Consider the following 16,726-nt stretch of genomic DNA (forward strand, 5'->3'; position numbering starts at 1 on the left):
GAGGGGGTGTCGGAGAAACCGACACCCCCATACTGTTTAGCGGCTGGACACTTGTCAATCGCCTGGACACTTCCGTGTCGGTGTGTCGGCCACGCCATCCAGTCAGCGGTCTTCACCGGTTCACCGGCAGGCATCCGGCTTCTCGTTGTTCGGGGCTCTATCCCCCCAGGGGGAGGGGCTTGAGGGCGTTCTGCGGCAACCGGCCGAATTTCAGCCCCTCTTGAGTGGCGTTGTAGGGCCGCACCCGCACATCCAGCCCTGTGTGCGGTGCCTCGACCAGAGTGCCCGGGGCCACCACCATCATGACGTGACCAGGTCCGGGCCCTTGTTCGTTCCAACCCGAGAAAACAAGGTCGCCGGGCTGTTCCTGACCGCTGGGTACCGGCAGGGCGATGCTGTACATCTCTTGGCTGGTGCGGACGTTGAGCTGGTATCCGGCCTTACGCCAGGCGTAGATGACCAGTCCTGAGCAGTCGAAGGAGTCAGGGCCGGTCGCGCCCCACTCATACGGCTTGCCCACCTGTTGTAGTGCGGTGTTGAGGACCTGATTGACCGCGGCCGAGCTGGTGGCGCCGACGGGTGCGCACCCGTCGCTGCTGATCTGCTGGGTGCCGGACGGGGCGACCGCGCCGACGATCTGCACGGCCTGCTGCTCGTGCGCGGCGTAGGCGTTGGGGAACCCGGAGGCCTGCACCGCCTGGGCCGCCTGCGTCACGGACATGTCCTGCCAGTTGGGGACTTTGAGCAGATGGGCGTAGAAGTTCCTGCTCGCGTACTGCGGGTCCATGATCTGGTCGCGGGATCCCCAGCCGGCGGACGGCCGCTGCTGGAACAGCCCAAGCGAGTCCAGGTCGCCGTGATCCAAGTTGTGCAGATCGCTTTCCTGCAGGGCGGTAGCTATGGCGACGATCTGACCCTTCAGAGGCACGCCCATACCTACTCCGACACCGACAATGATCTGGGAATTGCGGACCTGATCGGTGTCGAGTCCGAGGCCTCCGGTGTTCTTGTCGCCAGTCAGAGAGACGCCGTTCACCGCGCAGTCGACGTTCGACATGCCCGTGGTGGCGTTGCTGGAGGAAAGCCAGCCTCCGGCGGCCACGACGGCCACCAGGACGGCGGATGCCGCCCCGGTGGCCGCTATCGCCAGCATCCGGCGACCGACCGGTGAGGTGGCCGCCCAGGCGGCGGGAGCTGCCATCACTCCGCCGCCTGGGCACCCGGCCGCAGGTCACTGACCTGCCATCCGCCGGTGCCGTCTGCGGTCAGCGTGACCGAGACGGTGCCGCCGTCGGTGGGCACCGCGACCGAGGTCTGGTCGCTGCTGCCGGTGTCGGTGAGCTTCAGTGTTCCGGTGATCTTTGTGGCGTGGACGTTGGAGGGATCGACGCTGCCCAGGGAGTTGGCGAAGTCGGTGGTGGCGTACCGGGTGACGCCAGCCAGCCACTCGTCCTTCTGGGCGGGGTGGGATGCCCAGGCGGTCACGAACGCCCGCGCGGTGTCGATGGCTTGTGAGTAGTTGGTCGCGGTCGACGAGGGGGAGGCCGAGGTGTCCGGTGATGTGCTGGCCGGTGCGGAGGTGGGGGAGGACCCGGCGGGGGCGGCGTGCCGGTGCCCTGTCCCGGAGTGGTTGATCGCGCTGACCGCGATGAGGACCGCGATGACGGCGATGGTGCTGACGAGCAGCCGCTTGGCGCTGTAGAGGGGCCAACGCCAGGCCTGTCCGAGCAGATCACGCACTATCGGTCTCCCTCGGGTTCACCCAGGCCGAGGCTGGGGTGCTGGCGCTGGCTGGGGTCGGGGGTGCGGTCGTCGCGGACGACGTATCCGCGGTCGTCGGGGTTGTACAGGACGTAGACCTGGTGGCCGTCCGGGTCCGCCTGGGGCTGGACCACGCGCGGGTGCGATACGGGCTGCACCGCGTCATCGGTTTGCTGTGGCTCGGCGGTAGCGGAGCCGGAGGGCAGTTGGGGCGCCCTGGCGGGCGCGGGAATGGCGGGCGCCGGACGGGGGCTGGGCAGCGGGGCGTTGCCGACCGGGCCGGTGGGCGCGCCGCTGCTTCGGTGGCCGTTTGCGGTCGGTGCTGAGGTGTTGGCGGGTGGCAGGGAGTTGCCGCTGCGTACGGGGTCGGCCTCCCAGACCTCCCAGCCGTCGACGTCCCAGATGCCGTCGCCGAGGGGCTGGTGGCGTCCGGTGCCGTGGGGGGCGCTGGGGATGGTGTCGGTCTCGTAATCCCCGTACAAGTCCGGGCTGCCGCCGCCGTTGTTCCTGGGGCCGCCGGGCGGCGGGGTGGGGTTGTTGCCGGAGGTGCTGGCGCCGGTGCTGGAGTCCCACCAGTCGCCCCAGTTGGGCTGACGGCCGCCGCCGTAGCCGGTCTCCTCTGGGCGAGTTTGGGATTCGACGGTGTCGTTGAGATCGTCGATCGCGCCGGTGTTGCGGCGCATGAGTTTGCGCATGTAACGGGTGGTCAGGTAGTGCTGGGCGGCCGACTTGGCGAACCGGCCCGGCGCGCCGAGCGGGCTGACGCTTTCAGTGGCCCAGTCGCGGTTCGGGTTGACCATCACCATGAAGCGCCGGAAGGGCTTGGACAGCGCCCACAGGACCACGTCGATGATCAGGAGTAGGACGATCTGCATCCAGCCGGGGATACCGCTGTTGGACGCCATGATCTTCTCGGTGGCCAGGACGGACAGCCCCCCGCACAAGCTGAACAGGGGCACGTTGATGACGGCGGCCATGATGGAGGTGAAGGCGTTGCGGACGACGCCGGAGGTGCGCTCGTGCGCGCCGACGACGCAGGCCGCGGGCAGCAGGATGATCACAAATCGGATCAGCAGCAGACCACCGAAGATGATCAGATCGGCGAGCAAAGAGTAGGTGTTGGCCGCGATCGATCCGAAGCAGCTCATCACGGCGGCACCGAGCCGTCCGGGGGTGTGGCCGGTCAGGTGCCCGTAGGCGGCCGGATCCTCCTTTTGGATGGTGGCGGCGATCGCCTGGAACTGCTTGTTCTTGGTGGCGACGACCTTCTGCCGGTCCGCTTGCGGGAGCCGGTCCTCAGCCCAGGTCAGCGCCTGGGAGTCGAACAGAGCCATGCCGTACTTCTGGGCGGTGGGGCTGGTGGAGCTGCCCAACTCGCCGCGTAGCCACTGCTCATACAGCACGCTGCGCACCAACATGTTGCCGTGTGCGGTGGCCGGGGCCTGGTCGCCGCTGCCGTCGCCGTTGCCGCTTTGGGCCAGGTGCTGGTCGATCTGCCCGACCGTGCTCTTGATCGTGGAGTCGGCGAAGTGCGAGGCCTGGATGGGGTACGAGAAAACGCCGGCCGCGACCGTCATGACGATCAACGCCCATCCGGCGCCCGACAGGGCGCGCGGCAGGTCGCGCTTGCGGGCCTGGAAGACCAGGATTCCGCCGAGCAGGACGAGCGAGGGACCGATCCAGGGGTCGAAGATGGCCTCGTGAACGGCCTTGGTGGCCTGCTCGATCATCGGGTCGAGGCTGCCGAGGAAGGAAGGGTCGGTGACCTTCTGGCGCATCTGGACGGTCAACGCGGTCCACGTCTTCGCCCACGTGAACACGTCATTGGCCATCCAGTTCTCGAACGCCCCGTTGGGATCGCGGACGGAGCCGCCGCACCCCAGGTCATAGGTGTTCCAATGCAATCCCGCATAGCCGTACTGCTCGTACAGGTGAGAGGTGGCGTCCTTGGCGCCGGGATCTCGTGGGGTGGGGGTGCGGGCCGGGCCGGAGTCGATCCCGCCGAGGATGCCGTCGCCGGGTGCCTCAAGCGGTGGCGGGGACTTGCAGTCGCCCGTGATGTTGTCCAGCAGGCCACCGCCGCCGTTGTCACCACCGCCGATCCCCTTGCAGTACGCGCTGATCGGGCCGGCATCCGCGCACGGCTTGCCGTTGCTGTCGGTGCCCTGCGGTGGTTTGCAGAACTGCTTGGCGACCCCGGACAGCTGGTCGCAAGGGTTGTTGCTCCCGCCGCCCTTGTTGGCGTCCTTTTGGGCCTGCTTCTCGCAGGCCTGCTTGAGTGCCGGGCTGATCACGTCGACACACGGGTCAGGCTTGGGGTCGGCATGGGTCGTGGGTGCCATCGGCCCCATGACCATCAACAAAGGCGCGGCGAGCATCATCACGATGCTCATCACGACGCCGATGCGCCCGACGCGCAGCCGCCTTGTCACGGAACGGAGCATCACCGTGCCCCCTTGACCAGAGACTGCACCGTGCTGTTTGTCCACGGGTTGGCCTCACCCGATGCGGAGTGGCTCTTGTGGGGGTCGGCGGTGGAGTCCAGGGCGTTCAGCAACGCGGGACGGTTGATGGTGACGGTGATCCGTTCAATGCCGCCCGCGCCGTCGGCGTAGATGAACTCCCGGTTACGGCGGCGGTCTTTTGCGTCATGGGCCTGGGCGGACAGCTCGGCCAGCATCGCCTCGTATCCGTTGTCCGGCTCAACACCGAGCAGTTTGAGCGCGGAACGCTGGGCGGCCTGTCCGGTGGTGCGGCCGACGAAGACGGAGTCGACCCAGTTGGTGATGCCGGAGGCGTAGACGTCCTCACCGTCCTGCGTGCTGAGCAGAACGCGGGCGTTGTGCTTGCGCGAGTCCCGGCCGCTCTTGCGCATCAGTTCACGGCCCGAGGAGACGCGTTGCATCTCGTGGCACTCGTCCAGCCACAGGCCCTTGCGTTCGTGCAGGTCCCGGGCGTAGATCGAGCGCTGGGCGTACCAGCCGGCCAGGTAGAGCAGCGGGACGGAGTACCGCTCCTCCATCGACCAGTCCTCGCGCGCGGTCTCCGCGTTGGGCAGGCTCAGGCCCTTCAGGCTCATCACCACCAAGCGCCAGTGCCGGGTCTGGTACTGGTCGTCCCCGGCGTCGACCGCCGGGAAGATGAGCTGTCCTTGCGGCAGGGCCGCGGCCGAGTCGAGCAGGTCAGCGATGTTGCGCGCATGCTCTTCGTAACTGCCCTCGATCCGGCGCAGTTCGGCGATGATGTCGCGCGGAGAAGCGTGCGCGGTGGCCGCTGCCCGCTCAGCGGCCTTGAGCACCACCATGTACGTCTCGGGGGTCGCGGCGATCTGCGCGGGCAGCAGCCCGAGCAACACATCGACGGCGAGGGTGCGCCGGTGACCGGCCGCACGCTGGAGCTCACGCCGGTAGGCAGCCTCAGCGGCGGCCTCGCGGTCGGCCTCCTGCCAAAACTGGTCGGTGGTGTAGTGGCTGCGCTCCGGGTCCGGCACGATCCGGAACGGGTTGAGGGTGCCCGGCTCCGCGTTCATCAAGTCGATCGCCTTGGAGTAGGGCCGCAGCTCCGGCAGTTCACAGATCCGGCCCACCGGCCCGGACGGGTCGAGAACGACCCACGGCACGCCCATCAGGCTGGTGTTGTAGACGGTGTCCCCGCCCAGTGCGGTCTTGCCGCTGCCGAGGGTGCCCACGATGGGGGTGAGGCCGGAGGACTCTCGCACCTCCTGAGCGTGCCAGGGATGCCACATGACCGGCCGCCGAGAAGTACCGGAGGTGAAGCCCAGATTGAAGCCCCTCCGATCGCCGACGGCCGCCGAGACCGCCGGGAGGGAACCAGCGAGGGTGGTGATCGGCATCCGGCGCTTGTAGGCCTCGGTGCTCAACGGCTCGCCGGGGATGAACTCGCGGGCGAGTGCGTACTGCCCGGCCGGGCGCACCACCGTGATGTGCTCCCCGTACAGGTCGCTCACCTTCTTGATCCGGTCGCGCAGCCGCTCTTCGTCAGTGGCGGCGATGGCGACCCGGAACCAGCCGCGGATACGGGTGTTAAGCCCGGACGGCCCGGAACGGGTCTCGTCCTCGATCACCTGGCCCTGGGCGGACTGGCGGGCCAGCGAGATCGGCACCTCGACGCCGTGCTCCTGGTGGTGCCTGACCTGGTGACGGATCTGGGCGAGCTGGCCGCGGATCTCATCGCCCGCCTCAGCACTGACGCGCACATCGATGGTCGCGGCCAGCTCGTAGGGAAAGGGGAGTTGGTCCAGGCGCTGCAGCCAGGGTCCGGAGACCTCCGGGATGGGGGGCAGTTCCATCCGTCCGAGGGTGAGCACCGAGACGTACCGGCTGACCGGCTGGCCCTCTCGCTCGCCTGAGACCACGATGTGCGGCGCGTACGGCGAGGGGGCTGCCCACTCGATGCCTGAGGTCCATTCCGCCAGGTCGGTCGGCTCCCACATGTCGGTGGGCTGTTGCCGGAGGTCCAGTGGTGCGGGCAGGCACAGGCCGAGCGAGCGGGTCATGAGCCAGTCCATGTCACTGGCGGTGGCCGGGGTGGCGTCCATGCCGTGCCCAGCCATGATCCGGTCGACGTCCCCGATGTCGCGCTGCAGTCCTGCGATCTCGCGCTCGATGGCGGTGCCGATCAACTTCCGGGCGGTGCGCCCGAGTTGGGTCAATTTCCCCACGCGCACCCCGTAGTAGACGATTTTGTCGTCCAGCGGCAGGCGGGCGACTTTGACCTGCTCCTCGGCGAGGTACTGCCGCCAGCTCGGCAGGGGATTGATGACGGAGTTATCGAGTTCCTGCGCCCAGCGGGCGACGGGGTAGGGGCGGTGGGTGACCCGGATGTGCAGGCGACGCCCGGTCAGCTCGGACAGTCGGCTGGCGTGGGCGGTGATCAGGGCGTTGCGGTCGGCGATGGTACGGAAGGACCACCGCTGTGGGCTGGCGACGTACCAGGCGGTGACGTGTCCGGACCGTGTGATGGTCAGGTTGCCGATGATGTCGGACAGCAGAAGGCCGGTCGGTTCGCTGCGGACCTCGGCGGTGGCGTCCTGGCGTGTGGTCAGGCGCTGGATCAGGGTGCGGCGCTTGCGGTCTTCAGTGGTGGGCGCGGTGGGTGCGGTGGGTGCGGTGCGCTTCAACGAGGGGCTCCCTCGGTCGACCTGTGTTGGGCAGGTAGCGGTAGGGCAGGTGGTGCGGTCAGTGGCCGGGCGTGCGGCGGACGGATGTCAGGGACATCTGGGTCGTGGTGGCCGGGCGTGCGGCGGGGCGGTGGGCGCGGACCTCGTGCCAGAAGGTCTGGATCAGCGCTTTGACGGTGTGCTCATGGGTGACGTGGCGCATGACGTATCGGGTGGTGCCGATGACGGCGATGAGCCCGTAGACCGCCGGCCAGAAGCCGATGATGCCCAGCTTCTTCTCGGTGATCAGCATGAGTAGCAGCAGGACGCCGCCGACGGCGTAAGCCTGGTAGCGGGCGCGCCAGGGCAGAGTTCCGCGCGGTGGGCCGAGGAAGACGTCGTCGACCTCGTACACGGCGTCGTCTGTGGGCATGCGCATGGGTCAGCTCCAGATCAGGCCGAGTAGCCAGCCGCCGATGTTCTGCGCGTTGTTACCGGCGCCCATCGCCATCACGCCGAGGCCGAGCAGGACGACGGAGAGCGTCACCAAGCTGCCCGCCCAGTCCTTGGCTTTCGCCCGGAAAACGATGATCAGGCCTGCGATGACGCAGGCGATTTGGACGACGTTCGCCTTGATCCAGTTGTTGAGGCCGGTGGTGGATGCGGCGGCCAGGTCCACGAGATGGGGGTGGAGGGGGTGCACAGCTGTCTCCTCGATGCGCTGCGGGAATCCAGGTCACGCGCGTCAAATCGCGTGTGACTTACGGGATATGGGTAACCAGGATAGGCTGTCAAGCGCCTTCTGCGAACCCCAAATACCCACCATTACGAGGGATGTTCGCAGCTCAGAGACTCAGCCCTACCATGTCGCGTGTAACCAAAACCGGGTGGTCGGTCAGATATGGCGGCCGGAACAGGTGGAACAGGCATGTGGATTGGCGTGGGCAAGCACAAGGGCGGGGTCGGCTGCACCGTCAGCGCACTGGAGCTGGCGTATGCGGCGACCAGACGCACGATCCATGGCCGACCGCGCCGCGTCGCCATCCTCGACCTCGACCCGCAGGGCAACGCCACCGACGTGCTGGAGCCCAAACAGCGCCGCATCGGCATCAAGGACGTCCTCGCCCCGCCCGACCCGGCGACCGCCCGACCGCTGGCCCTGCGAGACGTCCTGATCCCAACGGCCTGGGACAACGTCCTCCTGGCACCCGCCGACCGCCACCTGGCCAACAGAGAAACAGACTTGACGCCGCATGGAATTGCGACGCTGCGCCGTGCCCGGCTCTCTGGGGAAATCGCCGACATGGTGGACGACGTGGTCATCGACCTGCCTCGTGATATCGGACGGCTTGCCGCGACCGGACTCCTCGGCATGGAACATCTCTTCATCTGCGCGCAGGCATCCATCTGGGGCGCACAAGGGGCGGAAGAGATGCGCTACACCGTCAGGCGGATCAGTGAGAAAGGAAACCCGGAACTGGCCATAGCGGGCATTGTCGTTGCGGCTTATGACGACGCTCGCGACTCCCGGCGAGTTCTGGAGTCCATGAAAAGCAGATTCGGGAATCTACTACTGGACCCACCCGTACCCCGGAAAGTTCGGGTGCGGGAAGCGGTCGAAAGCTACCACACGCCATGCCGTGAATTCGGCGGACGGGATCTGGAGGAAGTCGCCGATGTCTACCAGAAGTTCTATGACAGCCTTCTCGCGCAGGACGGGAGCGCGCGGTGACGGATGAGGCGAAGGAGCAGAGCCGAGCGGGAAAACGCACCGGAAAGCGAGTACGGAACGAGCCCGCCGAAATCTACGAGCGGATCGAGCCGGACCCGGTTGACGTCATCCTCGCTCCCGACACGACAGCGCCCCCGTCACCGCGACCCGACACGGGCGGCGTCCCCGGACCCCGCGACGTCACCGGTTCGCGACACGACAGCCAGGCGACGACACGCCAAGGCGACGAGCCAGCCGCCGCTGACGCGTCAGCCGAGGGCGACATGTCGCCACCGAAGGCGGCGCCCTCTCATGACGCGTCAGGCCCCGAAGAAGGGGAGAGCGTGACGCCGACACCCGTACCGAAGGCGCGGCTCCGCACAGCGAAGAAGACCCCCGCTGTACCGGGCCGCAGCCGCCGCGAGAAGACTGCGCCGGACCCAGCCCCAGAGCCAGCCGACTCGCCAGAGCAGGATCCCGTGAAGCCCCAGACCTACTCGATGACCGAACCCCTCATCGAGCGGCTGAAGTCCGCGGTATGGCACACGATCCAGAAGCCGGACGGCTACCACAACGTCTCCCAGCTCGTCCGAGCCGCCGTCGATCAAGAGGTCACGCGGCTGGAAGCCAAGTACAACCATGGCCGCCCTTTCCCGAAGGTGACCACCCGCCTGCCGACCGGCCCAAGCCCGGAAGGCGCGATGCGGGGAGCCCAGATCCGGGCCCGCAACCGCCGACGGGCCTCCGAACAAGACCCGGATCACGATGACAGCCCGTGACGAAAAAATCCCGCCTCAAGGGGCGGGTAGCGCCTGCAAGCTGAGCCCTCATTAGCTTGCTTTGCGGCGCTAAATCAGCCTCAGCTTAGCAGCGCTGTCAAGCCCTGCAGAGAAGGGGCGCGCATCACCTCAGGTCACCACAGGAGGGGACACCATGGCACCACCCAGCCCCACCCCCAGCACGGCGGAACGCTCACCCGTGATCTCCGCCCTCATGTACGGCCTCGGCATTGCCCTCATCGGCGGCGCCGCGACCAACATGCTCCACCAGCCGCAGCTCTTGATCCCCGTCCTTGCTGCTGCCATCGCCGTCGCTGTGATCGGCTCCCTCATCGGCACCTGGCACCGCCAACGCCGCCGGCCCGTCCGCGATCTGACCACAGCACTCGCCCCGGTACTGCGCGTGGACTCGACCGACGGAATGCTCAAGGCACGCCGTCGGCGGCACGGTGTTCCCACCCGGCTGACGATCAAGTACCCGGCCGTCTTCGACGAGCGAGACGAGAAGGCACGAGCCGAGATCCGCGACATCATCGCCACCCGCCTCGGCGGCGACGTCGAGGCGACATGGCAGCCCCCGAAACGACGCGTCATCGTCACTATCGACCCCACCCCTGGCGCGACGGACATCCACGACAGCAGCAAGGCCACCGCCCCCGTCGCGTCAAGCGACACCGAAGCCCAAGCTCTCGTCCGCGCCCGAGCGACAGAGGTCGTCCAAGCCATCATGGGCGCGACATCCCGCATCACGCAGATCGACTTCGACGGCGGCACTGACGCCCCTGTCGCCCTCCACGTCAGCTACGCCACCACCTCACGCGACCTCAATGCGGTTTACCGGCAGAAAGTCCTGCTGCAGGTAGACAGCAAAACCCCCGGAACCTGGCGCGATATCTGGGACTTCGAGAACAGCAGGGTCCGGTTCGAACTCCGGCCTCCCTTCCCCCGGAACGTCCCCTACCCAGTGCAACACCCCCGCGAATACGGAGTCCTGCCGTATGCGGCAGGTGCAAACGGTGAGATCATCTCCTGGAAGCTGGGGGCCAAGCGCCCGCACTTCCTCGTTGTCGGCCCGACCGGTAGCGGTAAGACGGTGCTGATCCGCGACATCGTACTGAGCGCCGTGCTTCAGGGAATTCCCGTCATCCTGTGCGATCCGAAGCGCACCGAGTACCTGGACTTCGCACACTTCCCGGGTGTGATCCTGGTGACCGACATCGCCGATATCGCCGATGCCATTCAGCGCTTCCACGACCTGATGGAAGAGCGCTACGCGGAGATCGAAGCGGGACTCATCGCATCCGGGGCCCACAGCAAGTTCCTGTTCATTCTTGACGAATACGCTGTGTTCAAGAAGCTCGTGAACAAGCTGTGGGAAGACAAGAAGAAGGAGCAGGAGAAGCCGCCCAAGAGGACCACGCACCCCTGCCTGGACGACTGGAGCAACCTGGTGCTGATGGTCCGCGGCGCCGGAGGGCACCTCGTCCAGGGCCTGCAACGGCCCGACGCGGACGTGACGGGCGGCGCCGAACGCGACTCCTTCCGGCAGCGCCTCGCCCTCGACCAGCACACCCCCGAGACCGCCAAGATGATGTGGAACAACTCCCGCATCGGCACTGACCTGCCCAGCGTCCAGGGACGCGCGATGGCGGACACCGGCCGGACCAACCACCCCGAAGAGGTCCAGGTGCTGCGGATGATCCCGCCGTCCGTCGACGGGCACACCGAAGAGGACGCATGGATCTGGGAACACGCCCGTGAGCAGGCATCCAACCCGGAACTGTGGAAGGAGGTCTACATCCCTGACGCCCTGCTGGAACTCAAGGCCCGCCGCGAGCAGCGAATGGCGGTGCAGCGCGCCCGCCTCGGCATCCGGCCCGGAGCAGAAGCACCTGCCGAACCGGTCTCGCTGGCCAAGGCCTCGACGTCAGCCGACGCCTCCGAGCCGGCCGACGCCCCTGACGACGCAACGCCGCCCAGCCCGGGGCGGAGCGAAGAGGACCAGGACGTACAGCGCCTGGAGGACGTTGGACTGTACGAGCTCGAAGTTGGCGACGTGGTGATGCTGGAGGACGAGACCGGGATCCCCTGCATCTGCACCATCGATGACATCGACTACAGCGAGGGCGACGACGGCGAAGAACTGGTCGACCTCACCTACACCACGGAAGAAGGCGAGCAGGAGGTTCGCACCTTCAGCACCGATCAGAGTCTCACCCGCAGGACCAAGACGGGCTGACAACGGACGGCTGGCACGGCAGCGAGGCCGGAAGCCGTGTGATGGCCGTGTCGGTTCAGAACGGTAGCGGCTGGCATCGGCAGCCCGCCGAGCCACAGCGATCCGCAGACCGCTCTCCGGGGATGGCGAAGGCCCGGAACCCCCGATCGGCTGGTTCCGGGCCTTCGCCACATGTCCTACCGCTTGTCGGCCGCTTCGGGGATGATCCCCTCCTTCTTCATCCGGCTCACGTGGCGCTGCATCGTGCGCGCCCCGAACGGAGCTCTCTCCGCCAACTTCTGTGCTGCCGGAACGGGGCGACCTTCCCGGAGGTATTCCATGACGATCTCGATCGCCTTCTCGTAGTTGTCGTCCCGACGCTGGGCAGCCTCAGCCTCCTCACGCTGCTCCCGCTCGTCCGCCGTCTCCAAGGAAGGCGGTTCGGGGAGCACTGTGCTGGACACGACGAGCGCGGTCATCGGCTGGGGCGCGTCGCCCTCAGGCGGCATCTCCGCCCGCCGGATACCGACCGGAAGCGCGGTCTGCTCCTCCGGCAACTCCAGCTCCCTCTGCGCCGGGATAGAGGCCGGGATCGCGTCGAGCTGCTCGACGGAGACACCGCCAGTCGTAGGGACCGGGTGGGGAGTGGGGCGCGTTCCGTCACGCACCATGTCGGCGGTGAGCTTGCCCAGCAGCAGGTACATGCGCAGGTCGAGCGGAGCCTTCCGGCGCCATCCGCGGCCGTACTCCTTGCGCAGGGCGGTCATTGCCAGAATCCGCTGCTCTTCCAGGCCCAAGGCCACCGTGTACGACCTGATGTCCCACAGACGCATACGCCGGTACATCGCTGCCGTGGACGGGAGGGCGAGCAGCCAGCGGGAGAGCGGGATGGAGTCGACGAGCTCCCCAGAGGCGGCGCCGATGCGCACTCGGTAGGCGTGGGCAGCGATCTCGGTTGCTGCGACCCACAGCGACGGCAGCACCCCATGGGCGACCTTCGCTTCCACGGACGCCGACGTCTGCGCGTTGAGGTAGATAGTGATGCCGGTCAGACCGTACGGCACCCACCGCACCCACCACAGCGGCATCTTGAGCCGGACCAGCAGCAGATACGCCAGACCAAACACCGGGATGGCGATGTCGATGGCCACAGGCACGATCCACGGATGCGAGAAGCCCCGCGACTGCATGTACCTACTCACCGCGTCGAACGAGGAGTACAGCCCCAACGCGCCCACACCCAGGGCTCCAAGAACGATCGCCCCCAGGACAACCCACTCGAAGCGGCTGAGCTGCGGAAGCTCCCAGGCCCCCGCACCGGAGGCAGTCTCCTCGCTTCCGCTAGGGGCTTGTACAGCCTCGATCTCTTCCATCCTCCCCAACCTCCTCTGTGGCGGCCTGGCATGACCGTATGCGACAAGCGGAACCATCATAACGGCCATGTCGCACAAGTTACATGTAACTTGACGCCGGATCAGCGGTGGGGACGTCGCTGCGAGGCCTCAAGTGGTGAACCCCTGCGCAGAGGACACCGGTCGAGGCCTCGCGATGCCGCTTCGATGGGGCAGGCAGCCATGCCCCATCGGGCAACTACCAGGTCGGCCCCTCCGTTCGCCGTTCAGAGTGCGGAATAGGCGGCAAGGCATAAGCGCAGCGAAGCATGATGAATTCAAGCTGACGGAAATTGACCAGCCTGCCGTTCGGGACAACGCCGAGGATTTCCACTCTGCCGGTTGACGCTGGTCAAGGCGAAGGCAGTTAGTCGGGTTCTACTCGCCGTACGGTTGAGCGTTGACGCGATTGCGGACGGGTTGGAGGCCGGAGTGGATGACGAGCGCGAGGCAGAAGAGGTCTGGGTCCTCGCTCGCGGTGCCCCGGCCGGTCGGGGCACCGCCGTAGGCGGCCGACCGGATCAGGGAGAGAACACGTCGTGGCCGAACGGGTGCTTCGCCAGCGCGGCCTGCGCCGCCTCGGCGCCGTGCCAGCGGCGATCGGACGCGGGGGAGGGGATCGTTTCCGGTCCGTGCGCCAGCAGGTGCCGGGCCAGGAGGGCGACGTCGCCGGGATCGGCCCACGGGGCGAGGGGCAGCGCCCGGTGCCGCTCTGGGACGCCGGAGTACGGCACGTCGGTGTACACCCAGCCGTCGGGGAACCGGGCGAGCGTCAGACCGATGGGCCAAGGGTGGGTGTTGGCCGGGTTGTTGTCGGACCATTCGATGATGCCGATGTGCTGGCGCGTCCCGCCGTGGTGGCGGGCGGCGCAGTGCCAGACGTCGGTCCGCACGCCATCGGCCTCCAGGGACCGCTCGATGGCGTGCAGGTAGCCACACAGCGGCGATTCCATTGGCATCGAGTTCAGCCCTCCCGCACCGTGCCGCCAGCACTCGCGGGGACCAGGACGTCACCGCGGCCAGCCATGTACGTCACCACCGCGCCCGGCACCTCCCGCGACGGCACCGGCCCCACCAACGAGGCGGGCAGCACCGCTTCCTGCGCGGCCAGCAGCTCCGCCAGACGCTCCCCGGCACCCGCCGGGCCCGTCACAGCCACCCGCACGCCGTACGCACCCACAAGGCCGTACGGTGGCTGTTCTTCCGCCTGTCGGCGCCTGCCCCGGCTCTCGCCGGGGCGACCCACGTCCACGGTCTCCGCCATGCGCTTCAGGCACAGCCACAGCCGGTCCGCGGTTCCCGGCGGCCACGGGGTCCGCAGCTCGCTGGTGGCGGGGTCCAGCTCGCCGCGCCACTGCGCGTACCGGTCCGCCACCCCGTCCGGCCAGTTGCGCCCGTACCGGTGCCATACGCCCGGCTCCCGCGGCGGGTTCGGCTCCAGCTCCACCGGGTGCCCCAGCTCGCTCAGGCGCTCCAGGACCGTCTGCAGCGGCCCCCAGACGACCCGGCGTCGCCCGGCGAACACTTTGCCCAGCTTCGTGCCACCGACCTCCGGCGGCACGGCGTCGGCGGGCGCGCCCTTGGTGCGGGGACCGGCCAGCCGCACCAGCAGGTCCAACAGCCGCTTCCCGTTCTCATCGACGACGTGCACCCGGGCCGCGAGCGGTGGGCGCTTCCGGCCCGATGGCGTCGGCTCGGCGTCCACCAGCTCCACCCACACAACCGCCAGCGACCCGGACGCGAACAACGAGCGTGCCCACGCGGCGTTCGCCACGCGCCGCTCGCGCAGCTCGATCTGGGTGTCCACCACCATCGCGATCCGCCAGCACATCGCACACAGGTACCGGCCCTGCCGCTCCGACAGCGGCAGCTGGCACTGCGCCCCGCAGTCCGTGCACACCCGAACCGTCGCCGACCGTCGCACCTCGGCAGACGCCAGCTGCACGCCGGAGGCCTTCGTCGGCTTCGACTCCCGCACGTCGTACAGCTCGACGTCCATCTCCTTGTCGCGGAAGTCCCGGCCCGCCACGTAGCCCCGGACCGCTCCGGCTGGCTCTCGGGGAAGATCGGCCCGAGCCATCTGGCTCTTCGACGCCAGGGTCCACGGGACCTCGCTCCACCGGCTGTACCAGGGCGGTGCGGGCTGCTCGTGCGCCATCTGCTGCTCCGTCACGTTGCGTCGCCTCCAAGGGTGTTGGACGGCGTCCTCGGCAACGCCGGCTCCTAGGGGGAAGATAGACGCTTCTGACGGCGCCACGCAACTCATACAACGCTCTGACCAGTAGTTTTCTAGTTTGCAAACTGTGCTCGCAGTGTGGCTCCGGCTTCGATCCCGCGCTTCAGGCCGCCCCTCCACACGTCACCGACTGTGGTTACCCCGCTTGCCAGCCGGGCGTACTCCTCCAGTGGCCCCTTGACGTCATCCGGGTCGGTGAGCCAACGCGGCGGCACGATCCCGGGGTGCCGGTCCCGCCAGGCCCGCAGCGCCTCGATGTTCTTGACCGACGTGTGCCAGCAGGCCGCGTACACCTTTCGCGCCAATGGCTGGGGCAGTCGCAGTGGCACAGCCTTGGGGTACCCGCCATCCCGCGATCCGGGCCACCGCCCCGGGTCCATGGCCTCCTCCGGCACCGCAGGCCAGCGCCGGTTCCACCAGCCGCGGGTCCTCAACTCCAGTTCGATACCGTGTGTGGCGAGGACGTCGATGGTGTCGAGCAGTTCGCCGGCCTGCCTCAGTCGCGTGAGTTCCCGCCGCCTCGCCGCACGCGCCTTCGCTGCCTCCTGACGGCTCAGGCCCGACACGCTCCACCGCTCATCGCCCGCAAGCTCCGTCCGCAGCTCCCTCTGTGCCTTGATCTCCTCGCTGAGCCGCTCACGTGTACGCAGCGAGACCTTCGCGGTCACCGCCTTCTTCCCCAACTTATCCATGTGCCCATGATGGCATTTCTAGTTTGCAAACTTAGCTGCTTCGCCAACAGTGTTGGAGCCGTCGGGATTTGGTAGAGCGTCGACGTATTCCCATCTGACGCATTGTTCTTGAGGCTCAGTCCGCTTGACCCCTCCCTATTTCCTGACAACTAAAGTAGATAGTTGAGGAAGCTAAAATATAGTCAGATTCTGAATGAAAGTGGCTGATCCAGGCATCATGTCTACGGCGAGTGAAAGAGGGGGAGGAATGCAACCTAGAGGACGCCGTAAAACCAGGAATAACAGGAAAGGGAAGCCCGATACTCGCCACATACAACAGAGCTCCTTGTATCACAGGTACAGCCAGCACGAAAAAGGTGCCCAACGGGCACATCGGCACCACCCACGGAAAACCACCTTCACGAAACGCCTTAACCCGAGAACCACCCCCGCCCCCTCAAGCCGCCAGCCTCTCCACCCGCCACCCTGTACCCCTTACAAACGCCCCGTCAGGGGCGTTGACCTGCTAGGATCTACAGCAGACGCCAAGCCTCCACCCCCGTGATACACCGTCACACAGGAGGCCCCGAAGGGGCCCAACCCCAGCGGACGCCGAAGGCGACCGCCCCCACAACCAACCAAAAAAGAGAAATAGAAGCTCATCCCGAAGGGATGAAAAACCATCACAAACAACAACCAAGAATTCCCGGAACGGGAATTCAAAGCCGCCAACCAAGAGCCCCGAAAGGGGCTCGACAAAAACCACAACGAATTCACCGAAGGTGAATTCTGGTGGGCGAGAATTCCGAAAGGAATTCGTTTTTAGGCCCTTTAGGGCCC

General features: G+C 67.2%; 13 protein-coding genes. 3 read left to right on the forward strand and 10 right to left on the reverse strand.

Annotation, left to right across the window (positions count from 1 at the left end; translation table 11 throughout):
- Positions 1 to 157: 157 nt before the first annotated feature.
- The 6 genes from P2L57_RS36035 to P2L57_RS36060 are packed head-to-tail and all read right to left on the reverse strand — an operon-like array spanning position 158 to position 7,559.
- Positions 158 to 1,201, reverse strand: a complete 1,044-nt coding sequence (locus P2L57_RS36035) for a C40 family peptidase (protein WP_275822041.1) — start codon at positions 1,199 to 1,201, stop codon at positions 158 to 160.
- On the reverse strand, positions 1,201 to 1,740 hold the full coding sequence (locus P2L57_RS36040; RefSeq protein ID WP_275822043.1) for a hypothetical protein: 540 nt from the start codon (positions 1,738 to 1,740) through the stop codon (positions 1,201 to 1,203). The genes P2L57_RS36035 and P2L57_RS36040 overlap by 1 nt, the downstream gene beginning before the upstream one ends.
- Positions 1,740 to 4,205, reverse strand: a complete 2,466-nt coding sequence (locus tag P2L57_RS36045; protein WP_275822045.1) for a hypothetical protein — start codon at positions 4,203 to 4,205, stop codon at positions 1,740 to 1,742. The genes P2L57_RS36040 and P2L57_RS36045 overlap by 1 nt, the downstream gene beginning before the upstream one ends.
- A complete protein-coding gene (locus P2L57_RS36050; protein ID WP_275822047.1) occupies positions 4,205 to 6,901 on the reverse strand; it encodes an ATP-binding protein in 2,697 nt (898 codons plus the stop codon). The genes P2L57_RS36045 and P2L57_RS36050 overlap by 1 nt, the downstream gene beginning before the upstream one ends.
- Before the next feature lie 58 nt (positions 6,902 to 6,959).
- A complete protein-coding gene (locus P2L57_RS36055; protein WP_275822049.1) occupies positions 6,960 to 7,319 on the reverse strand; it encodes a hypothetical protein in 360 nt (119 codons plus the stop codon).
- A 3-nt stretch (positions 7,320 to 7,322) separates the two neighbouring features.
- Positions 7,323 to 7,559, reverse strand: a complete 237-nt coding sequence (locus P2L57_RS36060) for a hypothetical protein (protein ID WP_275822051.1) — start codon at positions 7,557 to 7,559, stop codon at positions 7,323 to 7,325.
- Between the two features lie 261 nt (positions 7,560 to 7,820).
- Here P2L57_RS36060 and P2L57_RS36065 point away from each other — a divergent pair, with 261 nt between their 5' ends.
- The 3 genes from P2L57_RS36065 to P2L57_RS36075 all read left to right on the forward strand — a co-directional run bounded on the left by P2L57_RS36065 (position 7,821) and on the right by P2L57_RS36075 (position 11,609).
- A complete protein-coding gene (locus P2L57_RS36065; protein WP_275822053.1) occupies positions 7,821 to 8,612 on the forward strand; it encodes a ParA family protein in 792 nt (263 codons plus the stop codon).
- 458 nt (positions 8,613 to 9,070) lie between these two features.
- The gene (locus P2L57_RS36070) at positions 9,071 to 9,370 is read left to right on the forward strand and encodes a ParB family protein (RefSeq protein WP_275822055.1); all 300 of its coding nucleotides are present in this window, start codon (positions 9,071 to 9,073) and stop codon (positions 9,368 to 9,370) included.
- A gap of 154 nt (positions 9,371 to 9,524) precedes the next feature.
- Positions 9,525 to 11,609 (forward strand): FtsK/SpoIIIE domain-containing protein, encoded by a 2,085-nt coding sequence (locus P2L57_RS36075; protein WP_275822057.1) that lies wholly within the window; start codon positions 9,525 to 9,527, stop codon positions 11,607 to 11,609.
- A 176-nt stretch (positions 11,610 to 11,785) separates the two neighbouring features.
- Here the strand turns inward: P2L57_RS36075 and P2L57_RS36080 are convergent, their stop codons facing one another.
- The 4 genes from P2L57_RS36080 to P2L57_RS36095 all read right to left on the reverse strand — a co-directional run bounded on the left by P2L57_RS36080 (position 11,786) and on the right by P2L57_RS36095 (position 15,907).
- Positions 11,786 to 12,961: a DUF2637 domain-containing protein gene (locus P2L57_RS36080; RefSeq protein WP_275822059.1), complete on the reverse strand. Its 1,176-nt coding sequence runs from the start codon at positions 12,959 to 12,961 to the stop codon at positions 11,786 to 11,788.
- 539 nt (positions 12,962 to 13,500) lie between these two features.
- On the reverse strand, positions 13,501 to 13,938 hold the full coding sequence (locus P2L57_RS36085) for a hypothetical protein (protein ID WP_275822061.1): 438 nt from the start codon (positions 13,936 to 13,938) through the stop codon (positions 13,501 to 13,503).
- 5 nt (positions 13,939 to 13,943) lie between these two features.
- Complete coding sequence (locus P2L57_RS36090) at positions 13,944 to 15,152, reverse strand: hypothetical protein (protein ID WP_275822063.1); 1,209 nt, start codon at positions 15,150 to 15,152, stop codon at positions 13,944 to 13,946.
- A 116-nt stretch (positions 15,153 to 15,268) separates the two neighbouring features.
- A complete protein-coding gene (locus P2L57_RS36095) occupies positions 15,269 to 15,907 on the reverse strand; it encodes a hypothetical protein (RefSeq protein WP_275822065.1) in 639 nt (212 codons plus the stop codon).
- Between the last annotated feature and the right edge of the window lie 819 nt (positions 15,908 to 16,726).

It is taken from the genome of Streptantibioticus ferralitis, assembly GCF_029223525.1.
GTDB classification, from domain to species: Bacteria; Actinomycetota; Actinomycetes; order Streptomycetales; family Streptomycetaceae; genus Streptantibioticus_A; species Streptantibioticus_A ferralitis.